This is a genomic window from Pseudomonas sp. ef1 (genome assembly GCF_007293365.2).
In the GTDB taxonomy this organism is placed as follows: domain Bacteria; phylum Pseudomonadota; class Gammaproteobacteria; order Pseudomonadales; family Pseudomonadaceae; genus Aquipseudomonas; species Aquipseudomonas siliginis.
Window position 1 is genome coordinate 5,034,639 of the sequence record NZ_CM129815.1, and the last position, 13,522, is coordinate 5,048,160.

At 60.4% G+C, this 13,522-nt stretch carries 12 protein-coding genes; 5 read left to right on the forward strand and 7 right to left on the reverse strand.

All coding sequences use genetic code 11. The features are described from left to right. Positions 1-49 precede the first annotated feature (49 nt). A complete protein-coding gene (copI, locus tag FEE99_RS22950; protein WP_041477323.1) occupies positions 50-583 on the reverse strand; it encodes a copper-resistant cuproprotein CopI in 534 nt (177 codons plus the stop codon). 166 nt (positions 584-749) lie between these two features. Here copI and FEE99_RS22955 point away from each other — a divergent pair, with 166 nt between their 5' ends. Together FEE99_RS22955 and FEE99_RS22960 are read left to right on the forward strand one after the other, a co-directional pair. Further along, positions 750-1,430, forward strand: a complete 681-nt coding sequence (locus FEE99_RS22955) for a heavy metal response regulator transcription factor (RefSeq protein ID WP_041477325.1) — start codon at positions 750-752, stop codon at positions 1,428-1,430. Further along, a complete protein-coding gene (locus FEE99_RS22960; protein ID WP_041477327.1) occupies positions 1,430-2,776 on the forward strand; it encodes a heavy metal sensor histidine kinase in 1,347 nt (448 codons plus the stop codon). Before FEE99_RS22955 ends, FEE99_RS22960 begins: the two co-directional genes overlap by 1 nt. Positions 2,777-2,895: 119 nt before the next feature. Here the strand turns inward: FEE99_RS22960 and FEE99_RS22965 are convergent, their stop codons facing one another. The 3 genes from FEE99_RS22965 to FEE99_RS22975 form a co-directional block, all read right to left on the reverse strand. Further along, complete coding sequence (locus FEE99_RS22965) at positions 2,896-4,140, reverse strand: lipoprotein-releasing ABC transporter permease subunit (RefSeq protein ID WP_024013627.1); 1,245 nt, start codon at positions 4,138-4,140, stop codon at positions 2,896-2,898. A 63-nt stretch (positions 4,141-4,203) separates the two neighbouring features. Beyond that, on the reverse strand, positions 4,204-4,902 hold the full coding sequence (gene lolD, locus FEE99_RS22970; RefSeq protein WP_024013628.1) for a lipoprotein-releasing ABC transporter ATP-binding protein LolD: 699 nt from the start codon (positions 4,900-4,902) through the stop codon (positions 4,204-4,206). After that, positions 4,895-6,145, reverse strand: coding sequence for a lipoprotein-releasing ABC transporter permease subunit (locus FEE99_RS22975; RefSeq protein ID WP_041477329.1), 1,251 nt, complete (start codon positions 6,143-6,145; stop codon positions 4,895-4,897). The genes lolD and FEE99_RS22975 overlap by 8 nt, the downstream gene beginning before the upstream one ends. A gap of 94 nt (positions 6,146-6,239) precedes the next feature. Between FEE99_RS22975 and FEE99_RS22980 the strand changes: the two genes are divergently transcribed. Both FEE99_RS22980 and FEE99_RS22985 read left to right on the forward strand, forming a co-directional pair. After that, positions 6,240-6,821 carry a PilZ domain-containing protein gene (locus FEE99_RS22980; RefSeq protein ID WP_016775478.1) on the forward strand — a complete coding sequence of 194 codons (582 nt, stop codon included), beginning with the start codon at positions 6,240-6,242 and terminating at the stop codon, positions 6,819-6,821. 14 nt (positions 6,822-6,835) lie between these two features. Beyond that, complete coding sequence (locus FEE99_RS22985; RefSeq protein ID WP_041477331.1) at positions 6,836-7,558, forward strand: glycerophosphodiester phosphodiesterase; 723 nt, start codon at positions 6,836-6,838, stop codon at positions 7,556-7,558. Between the two features lie 42 nt (positions 7,559-7,600). Here FEE99_RS22985 and sthA read toward each other — a convergent pair whose 3' ends face one another. Together sthA and FEE99_RS22995 are read right to left on the reverse strand one after the other, a co-directional pair. Beyond that, positions 7,601-8,995, reverse strand: a complete 1,395-nt coding sequence (gene sthA / locus FEE99_RS22990; RefSeq protein WP_016775479.1) for a Si-specific NAD(P)(+) transhydrogenase — start codon at positions 8,993-8,995, stop codon at positions 7,601-7,603. A gap of 107 nt (positions 8,996-9,102) precedes the next feature. Further along, positions 9,103-10,242, reverse strand: coding sequence for an FAD:protein FMN transferase (locus FEE99_RS22995; RefSeq protein ID WP_447121735.1), 1,140 nt, complete (start codon positions 10,240-10,242; stop codon positions 9,103-9,105). Between the two features lie 75 nt (positions 10,243-10,317). On the opposite strand from FEE99_RS22995, the gene tcuC reads away from it, so the two are divergent. Further along, on the forward strand, positions 10,318-11,616 hold the full coding sequence (gene tcuC, locus FEE99_RS23000) for an MFS transporter (protein ID WP_041477332.1): 1,299 nt from the start codon (positions 10,318-10,320) through the stop codon (positions 11,614-11,616). A gap of 172 nt (positions 11,617-11,788) precedes the next feature. On the opposite strand, the gene FEE99_RS23005 is transcribed toward tcuC, so the two are convergent. Beyond that, positions 11,789-13,252: a glyceraldehyde-3-phosphate dehydrogenase gene (locus FEE99_RS23005; protein WP_016775482.1), complete on the reverse strand. Its 1,464-nt coding sequence runs from the start codon at positions 13,250-13,252 to the stop codon at positions 11,789-11,791. Positions 13,253-13,522 lie beyond the last annotated feature (270 nt).

Here is a 13,522-nt window from a genome sequence, read left to right on the forward strand (position 1 = left end):
ACTGAAGAATCAGCGGATTCTACCAGCCTTTGCCCGCGCCTTTGAGTGCTTACTGACTGACTGTCAGTTTGCCGACCATGCCCGCCTGATAATGCCCGGGGATATTGCAGGCAAACTCGAGCGCCGTGGCCTTGCTGAAGGTCCAGGTCAACTCGGCAGTTTTACCGGGCTCGACCAGTACGCTGTTGGGGTCGTCATGCTGCATGCCATGGCCCATCGCTGCGTGATCCATGCCCGCCATGTCGTGGGACATTTCTTTCATGCCGGTAGGCGTAAGCATGCCGCTTTGCTGCATCTGCAGCATTTCCTGCTGGTGACTGGCATGCATCGCCGCATCACCGAGGTTGAATTCGTGCAGCAACTGGCCTTTATTCACCAGTACAAAGCGAACCGTCTCACCGGCCTTGACCTGTATGGCTTTCGGGTCGAAGTTCATGTCGCCCATGACGATTTCGATAGTCCGCGTGGCATGGCTCGCCGCTGCCGGCTGGCCGAAGGCGAAGGTGTGCGCCGGTGTCGCCCAGGCTGGCGTACTCAATGCCAGCAGACAGGCGGCTATTTTCAGGGAGGTGCGCAAAAACATGGTCGTACTCCAACAAGACAAGGTTCAGCCTGTGGAAAACTCTAACCACCCAGGGCTGGCATCGACCTGACAGGCAGATTACAACTTTGTCAGCTTGGCGCTTATTGCCGGATCTCACGGTATAACGCCCTCGCCCTTCCAAATACCAACCCCGCCCGAGTCGCCCATGAAACTGTTGATCGTCGAAGACCAAGCGAAAACCGGCCAATACCTGCGTCAGGGCCTGACCGAGGCCGGATTCAATACCGAGCTGGTGGCCGACGGCATCACCGGCCAGCAATTGGCCTTGAGCGGCGACTACGCGCTGTTGATCCTCGATGTGATGCTGCCCGGGCGCAGTGGCTGGCAGATTCTCCAAGCGGTGCGCAGCGCTGGTCTCGACACGCCGGTACTTTTTCTTACCGCCAAAGACGCCGTAGAGGACAGGGTTCACGGCCTCGAACTGGGCGCCGACGATTATCTGGTCAAGCCATTCGCCTTCTCCGAATTGCTCGCCAGGGTGCGCAGCCTGTTGCGGCGCGGCAGCGGTATCGCCCAGGAAACCAGTCTGCAACTGGCCGATCTGCGCCTGGATCTGATCCGCCGCCGGGTCGAACGCAGCGGCCAGCGCATCGACCTGACCGCCAAGGAGTTCGCCCTGTTGGAAATGCTCCTGCGCCGCCAAGGTGAAGTGTTGCCGAAGTCGCTGATTGCCTCGCAGGTCTGGGACATGAATTTCGACAGCGACACCAACGTTATCGAAGTGGCGATCCGCCGCTTGCGCCTGAAGATCGACGATGACTTCCCCAACAAATTGATCCATACCGTGCGCGGCATGGGTTATGTGCTCGAAGAGCGTTCGCTGTGATGCGTCGTTGGTCCTTGAGCACGCGCCTGGCACTGTTGTTTGCCGCCTGCACTGCGGTGGTCTCGCTGTTCGCCGGGGTGCTGTTCGACCGCGCCAGCGAGGCGCACTTCATCGAGCTTGACCAGCAACAACTGGAGACGAAACTGATCGGCCTGCGCCGCGCCTTGCAGGATCTCCAACCTGCCCAGCGCGAGGCGCGGCTGGCCGATGAACTCAGCCGTCAGGCGGATCTGTCGTTGCGCATTACCAGTGGCGACGGTCAGCACTGGTATGACAGCTCGGTGCAGATTCCGAAGAATCTGCCGCTGCAAACAGGCCTGTCGACCATCAGCCATGACGGCACCGATTACCGCGTGCTGCGCGCCCCGCTCTACCCGGACACAGCGGACTCGCCACAACTGACGCTGCTGTTGGACATCACCCATCACCAGCATTTTCTTACGCGCATGCAGCATCTGATCTGGCTGACCGTCGGCCTGTCGGCGCTGGCTACTGCCCTGCTCGGGGCTTGGGCGGCGCGCAGCGGTCTGCGCCCGTTGCGGCGGATGAGCGCAGTGGCCCGTGGGATTTCTGCGCAATCGCTGAATGCCCGACTGCCTGAAGAGAAGATGCCACCAGAGCTTGCAGAAATGGCCTACAGCTTCAACGCCATGCTCGAACGCCTCGACGACTCGTTTCAGCGCCTCTCGGCGTTCTCCGCCGACATTGCCCATGAACTGCGCACACCGTTGTCGAACTTGCTGACTCACACCCAGGTCACCCTCACCCGCCCACGGGCACTGGAGGATTACCGCGAAGCGCTGCACAGCAACCTCGAAGAACTGCAATGGATGGCGCAACTGGTCAACGACATGCTCTACCTGGCCAAGGCTGACCACGGCTTGCTGATGCCCAAGCGCGAACCACTGGAGCTGGCGGATGAGGCCGACATGCTGCTGGAGTTTTTTGCGCCATTGGCGGAAGACGCTGGCGTGAGCTTGAGCCGTGAAGGTGAGGCGCAAATCGAAGGTGATCGCGGCATGTTGCGCCGAGCCTTGTCGAACCTGCTGGATAACGCACTGCGGTTTACCCCGGCCGAGGGTTATGTGCGCTTGAGCATCGTCGACGAGGGGGAAACCGTGCGCGTCTGCGTCGAGAACAGTGGCGAGGGTATTTCCGCGCAATTACTGCCACGTCTGTTCGACCGCTTCTATCGAGCGGATCCGGCGCGGCAGGAAGGCAGCAGTGAGCATGCGGGGTTGGGGCTGGCAATTACCCAGTCGATCGTGCGGGCGCATGGCGGGCAGATTCGTTGTGAATCTGAAGCGGGTTGGACGCGGTTTGTGATCGAGTTGCCTCGGACCTGATCGTTCCCACGCTCTGCGTGGGAATGCAGCCCGGGACGCTCCGCGTCTCTTCAAGAGCCGAACGCAGAGCGTCCTTTGAGGCATTCCCACGCAGAGCGTGGGAACGAGCATGGAGTCGCTTACGAATATCTCAAGGCATGCGCCGGTTCGATCTTCGCCGCCCGCCACGCCGGATACACCGTCGCCAAAAAGCTCAGAATGAATCCCGCCGAGCAGATCAACAGCACATCCCCACCCTGCAGTTCCGAGGGCAGGTTGCTGACGAAATACACGTCCGAACTGAAGATATGCTGGCCGGTCACACGCTCGACCCAGCCGACCAGCTCACTGACATTAAGCGCCGCAATCACGCCCAGCACGCCGCCAATGATGGTGCCGACAATACCGATCACCGTGCCCTGGACCATGAAGATCGCCATGATCTGCCGTGGTGTGGCGCCGATCGTGCGCAGGATCGCGATGTCGGCGCCCTTGTCGTTCACCACCATGATCAGCGTCGCGATGATGTTGAACGCCGCCACCGCGACGATCATCAGCAACAGCAGGCCGATCATGGTTTTTTCCATCTTCATCGCGCTGAACAGGCTGCCCTGGGTGTGAGTCCAGTCGTCAGCCTTGAAGTCAGCACCGAGGCCACCGGCAATGTCCGCAGACACCTTCGGCGCGGCGTACAGATCCTTGACCGCCAGACGCACGCTCTGCACCTGATTCGGCTGCCAGTGCTGCATGGTCGCGGCATCGGCGACATGGATCAGGCCCATCGAGCCGTCCAGCTCGGCGCCGACCTTGAACACGCCAACCACATTCAGGCGCTGCATGCGCGGGGTGATACCGCCCGGCGCGGTGCTGACTTCCGGGACGATCAGAGTGATCTTGTCGCCGACATTGAGGCGGAAACGCCGCGCGGTGATTTCACCGATCACCACACCAAATTCGCCCGGCTTCAAGGCATCCAGACGCCCCTGGACGATGTGCTGGGCAACGATCGACACCTTGCCTTCCTGGGCCGGATCAACGCCGCTGATCTGAATCGGCTGCATCGAACCCTTGTAGGAAAGCATGCCTTCCATCTCGGTGAACGGCACGGCGGCAGTCACTTCGGGATTTTTCATCGCAGCGGCGGCCACTGGCTGCCAGTCATCGATCGGCTTGACGCCAACGATGGTCGCATGGGGCACCATGCCAAGGATGCGCGAGCTCATTTCGCGCTGAAAGCCATTCATCACCGACAGCACCACGATCATCGCCAGCACGCCGAGGGCGAGGCCGATCATCGAGGTCATCGAAATGAACGAAACAAAGCGATTGCGGCGCTTGGCGCGGGTATAGCGCGTGCCGATAAAGATCGATAACGGTCTGAACATTCGCTGGGGCACCGTATAGAAATAAAAGACCCGGCGCCGTTACGGGCGCCGGGTTTCAGCCAGTCAGATAGGGGTCAGGCAACCTTCCTGCAATTGCAGGACGCGGTCCATCTGGCGAGCCAGGTTCATGTCGTGCGTCACCACCAGGAACGCTGTGCGCATCGAAGTGCTCAGCTCCAGCATCAGGTCCTGAATGCCTTCGGCGGTATGCAGGTCAAGGTTGCCGGTTGGCTCATCGAGCATCACCAGCCCCGGGTTGTTCACCAGTGCACGGGCAATGGCCACGCGCTGACGTTCGCCGCCGGAGAGTTCCGCCGGTTTGTGTTCCAGACGATGGCCCAGACCGACGCGCTCCAGCAATGCCGTGGCACGCTGGCGCGCCTCCGGGATGGCGGTCTTGCCGATCAACAGCGGCATGCAGACGTTTTCCAGCGCGGTGAATTCCGGCAGCAGGTGGTGAAACTGGTAAACGAAACCAAGCGCGCGATTGCGCAGCAGGCCCCGCTTCTTCTCGCTTAATGCCGACAGCTCTTCACCGTCGAGCCAGACACTGCCCTTGCTCGGCGTATCGAGGCCGCCGAGCAGGTTGAGCAAGGTACTTTTGCCGGAACCGGATTTACCCACGATCGCCACACGCTCGCCCGGGTGCAACTCCAGTTGCAGGCCGGCCAGCACTTGTACCGACTCAGGACCCTCCTCGTAGGATTTGCCCAGGTTACGGCAGCTCAGAATTGCTTGTTCACTCATGCCCGACTCACTCATAACGTAACGCCTCCGCCGGCTGGGTGCGCGCGGCACGCCAGGCGGGATACAGGGTGGCGAGGAAACTCAGGACCAACGCAGCGGCGCAGACCATGACGACGTCCTGGCTCTGGACCTGCGAAGGAAGATAATCAATGAAATACACGTCAGCATTAAGGAACTTGTGGCCGATCAGCCCTTCAAGCGCCGAAATGGCCGCACTGACATTCAGTGCCGCGAGAATCCCGACCACCGCGCCAATGGCCGTGCCGACCACGCCGATTACCGTGCCCTGAACCATGAACGTGCGCATGATCGTGCCCGGAGTGGCGCCGAGGGTGCGCAGAATGGCGATGTCGCCCTTCTTGTCGTTCACCACCATCACCAGCGTGGAAATGATGTTGAACGCGGCAACGGCAACGATCAGCAGCAACAGCAGACCGATCATGGCTTTTTCCATGCGGATCGCCTGATACAGGTTGCCGTGGGTGCGGGTCCAGTCGCGGGCGTAGTAGCGGTCTTCGCCGAGTTGCTGGGCAATATTCCACGCCTCGCGCGGGGCCTGGAACAGGTCGTCGAACTTCAGACGCAGGCCCTGCACCTGATCGGCTTTCCAGCGGTGCATTTTCGCCAGATCCTGCAGATTGGTCACGCCGAGGTAGCCGTCGAGCTCACCGGCGCCGACATGGAAAATGCCGACCACGGTGAAGCGCTTCATGCGCGGGAACATCCCGGCCGGGGTCACGCTGACCTCAGGTGCAACGAAAGTGACCTTGTCGCCGATGCCAACGCCAAGCTTGGTCGCGGCCTTGTCGCCGATGACGATGCCGAAGCTGCCCGGTGTCAGGTCGTCGAGTTTGCCCTGCTTCATGAAGTTGTCAATGATCGACACATTGCGCTCGAGCGCAGGATCAATGGCATTGAGCAACACCTTGGAAACCTGACCGTTGTTGGTCAGCAGGCCCTGCATCTGGGTGAACGGCGCCACCGCCGTCACCTGCCGGTTCTGCCTGACCTTGTCGGCCAGGCTCTGCCAGTCATTGATCGGCTCGCCGGTCTCGAGAGTGGCGTGGGGCACCATGCCCAGCACGCGGGTGCGCATCTCATGATCGAAGCCGTTCATCACCGACAGCACGACGATCATCACGACCACGCCAAGGGCGAGCCCGATCATCGAAGTCAGGGAAATGAATGACACAAAATGATTGCGACGCTTTGCACGGGTATAACGCGTGCCGATAAATACGAAGAGAGGTCTGAACATGTCGGGGCTTGTTCGGAGGGAAAAGGAACGTCCTTGTGGCGGGGGTCGAAAACCAGCTTTACACTCAGACCACCGCCGCTACCATGGGTTCGCCATGTCGACATTAGATGAAGAAGATCGCCGCGAATACTACCGTATCGAGGACACGATCGCACTGGAAATTCGGCCCCTGTCCGCTCCCGAAGCCGCAGGCCAGGAAGTGTTGCAGGATGCTTCCCCACTCTTCAACCTGCTCAGCGAACTGCACCTGAGCGAATTCGAGTCCCAGCACCTGCTGCGACAGATCAGCGAGCGCGACCGCGCCATCGCCGCGTTCCTCAAATCGCAGAACAAACGCATCGACCTGCTCAGCCAGGTGATCGCCCTGACCGTGCTCGGCCACATCGGCGAACCGCAGCCGGTGATCATCTCCGAGGGCGGGATCGACTTTCAGTACCCGACCCCGATTGCCACCGGCGCACACCTGTCGGTGAAACTGGTACTGATGCCGCAGGCGCTTGGCCTGCTGCTGCGTGCCCGGGTCACCCATTGCGATCCCAAGGGCGATGGCTATGACGTCGGCACCGAGTTCGAGCGCCCGACCGATGCCCAGCGCCAATTGCTCGCGCGCTACATCTTGCAGAAGCAGGCTCAGGAACGCCGTCTGGCCCGCGAACAGAACGAATCTGGCATTTAACTTAAGGAAGCACCGTGACCCTCATCTACGGCCACCGCGGCGCCAAGGGCGAAGCACCGGAAAACACCCTGAGCAGCTTTCAGGAATGCCTCAAGCACGGCGTGCGCCGCTGCGAACTGGATCTGCACCTGTCCAAGGACGGCGAGCTGATGGTCATCCATGACCCGACGCTCAAGCGCACCACCGACCGTCGCGGCAAAGTCGTCGAGCACACCGCCGCCGAACTGGTGACCTACGACGCGCGCAAGGGTGGCCCGGGCTGGATCCAGCCGTGCCCGATTCCGACGCTGGAAGAGTTGTTCGAGAAATGTGATTTCGAGCACTGGCAGCTGGAAGTCAAAAGCGCTTCACGCACCCGCGCGGCGACTACCGTGCTGGCGATTCGGGAAATGGCTCAACGGCATGGCCTGCTCGACAAGGTGACGATCACCTCGAGTTCACGGGAAGTCTTGAAGGCAGCGCTGGACCTGGTACCGGACGTATCCCGTGGCCTGGTGGCCGAATACGCCTGGCTCGATCCGTTGAAGGTGGCGGCCAGCTACGGTTGCGAAATTCTCGCGTTGAACTGGACGCTGTGTACGCCGGAACGCCTGCAGAAGGCGCAGCGTCAGGGCCTGCACGTGTCGGTGTGGACCGTCAACGAGCCTGCACTGATGCGCAGACTCGCCGACTTCGGCGTTGACAGCCTGATTACAGACTTTCCCGGTTTGGCCACTGCCACCCTTGAGAATTGCTGAAATCGGTCTCCCCGGCCGGCTCAGGCCACCGGCCGGAGCCCGTCAAAAAAGCCGGTTGAGGCCGTCGTACGCCGCGACCCGATAGGCTTCGGCCATGGTCGGGTAGTTGAACGTGGTGTTGACGAAATACTTCAGGGTGTTCAGCTCGCCCGGCTGATTCATGATCGCCTGACCGATGTGAACGATCTCCGACGCCTGATAACCGAAGCAATGCACGCCGAGCACTTCCAGCGTCTCGCGGTGGAACAGGATCTTCAGCATGCCCTGCGGCTCACCGGCAATCTGCGCCCGCGCCATGCTCTTGAAGAAGGCCTTGCCGACTTCGTACGGCACTTTCGCCTGGGTCAGCTCCTGCTCGTTCTTGCCGATCGAGCTGATCTCCGGAATGGTGTAGATGCCGGTCGGCACGTCATTGACGAAGCGCCAGCTGCCATTGTCGACGATGCTGCCAGCGGCCGAACGACCCTGGTCGTGGGCGGCACTGGCCAGGCTTGGCCAGCCGATCACGTCACCGGCGCCGTAGATGTTCTCCACGCAGGTGCGGTAGTTCTGGTCGACTTCGATCTGGCCACGGCTGTTGACCTTGACCCCGATGTTTTCCAGACCCAGCGTGTCGGTGTTGCCGGTACGGCCGTTGCACCAGAGCAAGGCGTCGGCCTTGATCTTCTTGCCGGATTTAAGATGCAGGATCACACCATTGTCCACGCCTTCGACGCGGTCGTACTCTTCGTTGTGGCGCACGGTGATGTTGTTGTTGCTGAAGTGATAGCTCAGCGCCTGGGAAATTTCCGAGTCGAGGAAGCTCAGCAACTGGCCACGGTTGTCGACCAACTCGACCAGCACACCCAGACCACTGAAGATCGACGCGTACTCGCAACCGATTACCCCAGCGCCGTAAACGATCAGTTTGCGCGGGGTGTGACCGAGACTGAGGATGGTGTCGCTATCGTAGATACGCGGGTGGTGGAAATCGATGTCCGCTGGGCGATACGGGCGCGAACCGGTGGCGATGATGATGTGCTTCGCCACCAGCTTCTCGACCACGCCGTTGCCGCAGACCACTTCGATGGTTTGCTCGTCGGCGAAGCTGCCGGTGCCGAAGAACACGTCGACGCGGTTACGGGCGTAGTAGCCGGTGCGCGATGCGACTTGTTTGGAAATGACTTTTTCGGCGCTTTTCAACACGTCCGGGAAGGAGAACCAGCGTGGCTCGCCGATCGCGCGGAACATCGGGTTGGTGTTGAACTGCATGATCTGCCGCACCGAGTGACGCAGTGCCTTGGACGGGATGGTGCCGAGGTGGGTGCAGTTGCCGCCGACCTGACGACGGCTGTCGACCATCGCGACCTTGCGCCCCGCTTTGGCGGCGTTCATTGCCGCGCCTTCTCCCGCCGGGCCGGAACCCAGTACCACCACGTCGTAGTTGTAGACAGCCATGCGTACTCCTCAGAACAGGCCGCGGTGCCAGCAGCACCGGCGGCTAAATCACGCCGAACGGCGGCGCGAAGGAACAATTGGGGGCCAGTAGAGAACCCGGACACAGTCTATAGAAGCGTCAACGCCGCGCACATTAACCCTTGGTCGCGTCGTAGGCTACTTTTGCCTGCACTACAACGCCAGCTTTCGTCTTGTCTTCGGTCAGTTTTTTCACCGACAAGCTGCGCAAATGCCTGACTGCTGCGGGTGACGAAACCTGTATCGGCACGCAAGACAAAGAATGCAGCAATGTCATGTTTTTGGGCATAGTCCCGCGCCCTTTCCGGCCCGAGAATCAGCAACAGCGTCGATAGTCCATCGGCCATCAACGCTGAAGGATGAATCACCGTGACTGACGCCAGATCATGTAGGACCGGTCTTCCGCTGCGTGCATCGAAGGTGTGGGAATAACGCCGACCGTCCTGCAGAAAATAATGGCGGTAGTCACCGGAGGTGGACACGCCGTAGCCATCGACATCGATAATCCGCTCGGCCACTTGCTGGTCATCGCGAGGCTCTTCGAGAGCGATGCGCCACGCTGAACCATCCGGCTTCTTGCCCCGGGCCTTGAGTTCGCCCGTGGCTTCGACCAGGTAATTGTCGATGCCCATGCCCTGCAATCTGGCGGCGATGGCATCCACGGCGTAACCGGCGGCAATGCTGTTGAAGTCGACTTCGACGGCGGCGTCCTTGCACAACCGCTCGCCATCGATGCGCAGATGCTGATGGCCGACCCGCTGCATGACCTCGGCCACAGCGGCCGCATCAGGGATCTTTTCTTCGCGTCCTTGCGGGCCGAATCCCCAGAGGTCCAGCAGCGGTTCCACGGTCAGGTCGTAGGAGCCTTCGCTTTGCGTTGAAAGCTGTTCGCCGATGCGGACCAATTCGAGCACCGCTGTCGGCATGGCTTGGCAGCTATCGGCGGGCAAGGCGTTGAAACGCTCGATGACGGAGTCACTGCGGTAAGTCGACAGCTGTTGATCGACTTCACCGAGGATGGCCTGCACTTTGCTGCGCACCTGCGCAGGATCGGCGACCCCGGCGTGGCGCACGTACTTGACCGACCAGGTGCTGCCCATGGTCGAACCGCCAACCTCTTCCAGGGAGTCGCCGCTGCCGCAGCCGCCGATTGCCACCGCCAACACCACAGGCCCCCACCAGCGTCCAGTTAACAATTCTTCATCTCCCCGCAAAACCACGGCGGCCATTATGAACTACAAGCGCCCGCTCGCTTCCCCATGGCTGCAACGCCTTTATACAAAATTGAACAGTGAGTACCTCCCATGTCCTCCACCACGGGCAAAGGCAAAGCGATCTTTCGCGTTGTCAGCGGCAACTTCCTCGAAATGTTCGACTTCATGGTCTACGGCTTCTATGCCACGGCCATCGCCAAAACCTTCTTCCCCACCGACAGCGCCTTCGCTTCGCTGATGCTGTCGCTGGCGACCTTCGGCGCCGGCTTCCTGATGCGCCCGCTGGGGGCGATTTTCCTCGGTGCCTATATCGACCGTCACGGACGGCGCAAAGGGCTGATCATCACTTTGGCGATGATGGCCGCCGGTACGGTGCTGATCGCCTGCGTGCCCGGCTACGCGACGCTCGGTGTCGCCGCGCCGCTACTGGTGTTGTTCGGCCGTCTGTTGCAAGGCTTCTCGGCGGGCGTGGAACTGGGCGGTGTGTCGGTATATCTGGCGGAAATTTCTACGCCGGGGCGTAAAGGCTTTTTCGTCAGTTGGCAGTCCGCCAGCCAACAGGCAGCCGTGGTGTTCGCCGGTCTGCTCGGCGTTGGCCTCAACCACTGGCTGAGCCCTGAGCAGATGGGCGAATGGGGCTGGCGCGTACCGTTTCTGATTGGCTGCATGATCGTGCCGGTGATTTTTTTCATCCGTCGCTCGCTGGAAGAAACCCCGGAGTTCCAGGCGCGCACCCACCGCCCTACCCTCGGCGAAATCGTCCGCTCGATCGGGCAGAACTTCGGCATCGTCATTGCCGGCATGGCGCTGGTGGTAATGACCACGGTGTCGTTTTACCTGATCACCGCTTACACCCCGACGTTCGGCAAGGCCGAACTGCACCTGTCTGATCTCGATGCGCTGTTGGTGACGGTGTGCATCGGCTTGTCGAACTTCTTCTGGCTACCGGTGATGGGCGCGGTATCCGACAAGATCGGCCGAAAACCCTTACTGCTGGCGGCGACGATTCTGGCGATCCTCACTGCGTATCCGGCGCTGTCGTGGCTGGTGGCGAACCCGAGCTTCAGCCATTTGCTGATTGTCGAACTGTGGCTGTCGTTTCTTTATGGCTCGTACAACGGCGCGATGGTGGTGGCACTGACCGAGATCATGCCGGTGGAAGTGCGCACGACCGGGTTTTCCCTGGCTTACAGTTTGGCAACGGCGACGTTCGGCGGATTTACTCCGGCAGCGTGCACCTATCTGATTCATGTGCTGGACAACAAGGCAGCACCGGGCATCTGGCTCAGCGGCGCGGCGGTGTTGGGCTTGATTGCGACATTGGTGCTGTTCCGTGGCAACCGCCATGAGTTGCGCACGGCGCAGGCCTCGGTAGCCAGCGGCGCCTGACAGAATGCTTTCGCGAGCAGGCTCGCTCCCACAGAAGATTGTGAACGACACTGATCCAGTGTGGGAGAGAGCCTGCTCGCGAAGAGGCCGGCAAGGACGCCGAAGATCCAACAGGCCCATAAACAAAAACGCCCCGACAAAATGCCGGGGCGTTTTCATTCAAGCCTGAGGCTTAGCGCGGGAACGCTGGCGGATTCACATCAGCCATGTCTTCCATCACGCGAACCACCTGGCAGCTGTAGCCGAACTCGTTGTCGTACCAAACGTAAAGAACGACGCGGTTGTCCTGCACGATGGTCGCTTCAGCGTCGACTACACCGGCGTGACGCGAGCCAACGAAGTCAGTCGACACCACTTCCTGCGAATTGACGAAGTCGATCTGCTTGTGCAGCTCGGAGTGCAGCGCCATGTAGCGCAGGTACTCGTTCATCTCTTCACGGGTGGCGGCTTTCTCAAGGTTGAGGTTGAGAATGGCCATCGACACGTTTGGCGTCGGAACACGAATCGCGTTACCGGTCAGCTTGCCGGCCAGCTCAGGCAGAGCCTTCGCAGCAGCGGTAGCGGCGCCGGTCTCGGTGATCACCATGTTCAGCGCGGCGCTGCGGCCACGGCGATCGCCCTTGTGGAAGTTGTCGATCAGGTTCTGGTCGTTGGTGTACGAGTGAACGGTTTCGACGTGACCGTTGATGATGCCGAACTTGTCGTTGACCGCTTTGAGCACCGGCACGATGGCGTTGGTGGTGCAGGAAGCAGCCGAGACGATCTTGTCGTCAGCGGTGATTTCACCGTGGTTGATGCCGTGAACGATGTTCTTCAGCTTGCCCTTGCCAGGCGCGGTCAGAACAACGCGATCGATACCCGGGCATGCCAGGTGCTGACCCAGGCCATCGGCGTCACGCCATACACCGGTGTTGTCCACCAGCAGCGCGTCTTTGATGCCGTACTGGGTGTAATCCACCTCGGTCGGGTTCTTCGCGTAGATCACCTGGATCAGGTTGCCGTTGGCGGTGATGGTGTTGTTTTCTTCGTCGATGGTAATGGTGCCGTTGAACGAACCGTGTACCGAATCGCGACGCAGCAGGCTGGCGCGTTTGGTCAGGTCGTTTTCGGCGCCTTTGCGCACGACGATGGCGCGCAGACGCAGGCCGTCGCCACCACCGGTTTTCTCGATCAGGATGCGCGCCAGCAGACGGCCGATACGACCGAAGCCGTAAAGAACAACGTCGGTGCCTTTGCGGGCCGAGGCGTTCTGCTGGCCAACCACGTCAGCCATCTCTTCACGCACGAACTGCTCGGCGCTGCGGCCGTTGCCTTCGTTACGGAATTTGAACGCCAGCTTGCCCAGATCCACCGACGCCGCGCCGAGCTTGAGCTCGCTCATGGCCTTGAGCAGTGGGAATGTTTCGTGGACGGAGAGTTCGCTGTCGTCGGAAGAACGGTGGCGAGCAAAGCGGTGAGCTTTGAGAATCGCGATGACAGACTGGTTGATCAGGCTGCGGCCATAGATCGAGCTAACCACGTTGTTATTGCGGTAGAGCTGACCGATAAGCGGGATCATCGCTTCTGCGAGTGCTTCACGGTCGATCCATTCACCAAGACACTGGTCGGGCTTCTGAGTCACGGTAACCTTCCACATGTAGGGGCAGAAAAAAGGGGCTACATTATGCCGCCGACAAGCCCTTTCAGCAATGCGCGCTTGTCGCGCAATCGGTAACAAAATCCGTTCAAAAAATTTACGCCTTTCTCCAGCCCAGTAAAACCGGGGCTTTCAGCGCAGTCAATTTTTCGACGACTGTTAGACGATGTCTGTAACCCTCCGTAACACCACCCGGTTTCGGCACTACATAACCATGAAAAAAGTGCTCGTTTTTATGGTTACCACTACATTTCGTCCAAACCGTGAAGA

What these genes read in the sequence shown, in the direction of transcription:
- copI (WP_041477323.1), bottom strand. Translation starts at nt 583, where the DNA reads ATGTTTTTGCGCACCTCCCTGAAAATAGCCGCCTGTCTGCTGGCATTG.
- FEE99_RS22955 (WP_041477325.1), top strand. Translation starts at nt 750, where the DNA reads ATGAAACTGTTGATCGTCGAAGACCAAGCGAAAACCGGCCAATACCTG.
- FEE99_RS22960 (WP_041477327.1), top strand. Translation starts at nt 1,430, where the DNA reads ATGCGTCGTTGGTCCTTGAGCACGCGCCTGGCACTGTTGTTTGCCGCC.
- FEE99_RS22965 (WP_024013627.1), bottom strand. Translation starts at nt 4,140, where the DNA reads ATGTTCAGACCGTTATCGATCTTTATCGGCACGCGCTATACCCGCGCC.
- lolD (WP_024013628.1), bottom strand. Translation starts at nt 4,902, where the DNA reads ATGAGTGAGTCGGGCATGAGTGAACAAGCAATTCTGAGCTGCCGTAAC.
- FEE99_RS22975 (WP_041477329.1), bottom strand. Translation starts at nt 6,145, where the DNA reads ATGTTCAGACCTCTCTTCGTATTTATCGGCACGCGTTATACCCGTGCA.
- FEE99_RS22980 (WP_016775478.1), top strand. Translation starts at nt 6,240, where the DNA reads ATGTCGACATTAGATGAAGAAGATCGCCGCGAATACTACCGTATCGAG.
- sthA (WP_016775479.1), bottom strand. Translation starts at nt 8,995, where the DNA reads ATGGCTGTCTACAACTACGACGTGGTGGTACTGGGTTCCGGCCCGGCG.
- FEE99_RS22995 (WP_447121735.1), bottom strand. Translation starts at nt 10,242, where the DNA reads ATGGCCGCCGTGGTTTTGCGGGGAGATGAAGAATTGTTAACTGGACGC.
- tcuC (WP_041477332.1), top strand. Translation starts at nt 10,318, where the DNA reads ATGTCCTCCACCACGGGCAAAGGCAAAGCGATCTTTCGCGTTGTCAGC.
- FEE99_RS23005 (WP_016775482.1), bottom strand. Translation starts at nt 13,252, where the DNA reads ATGTGGAAGGTTACCGTGACTCAGAAGCCCGACCAGTGTCTTGGTGAA.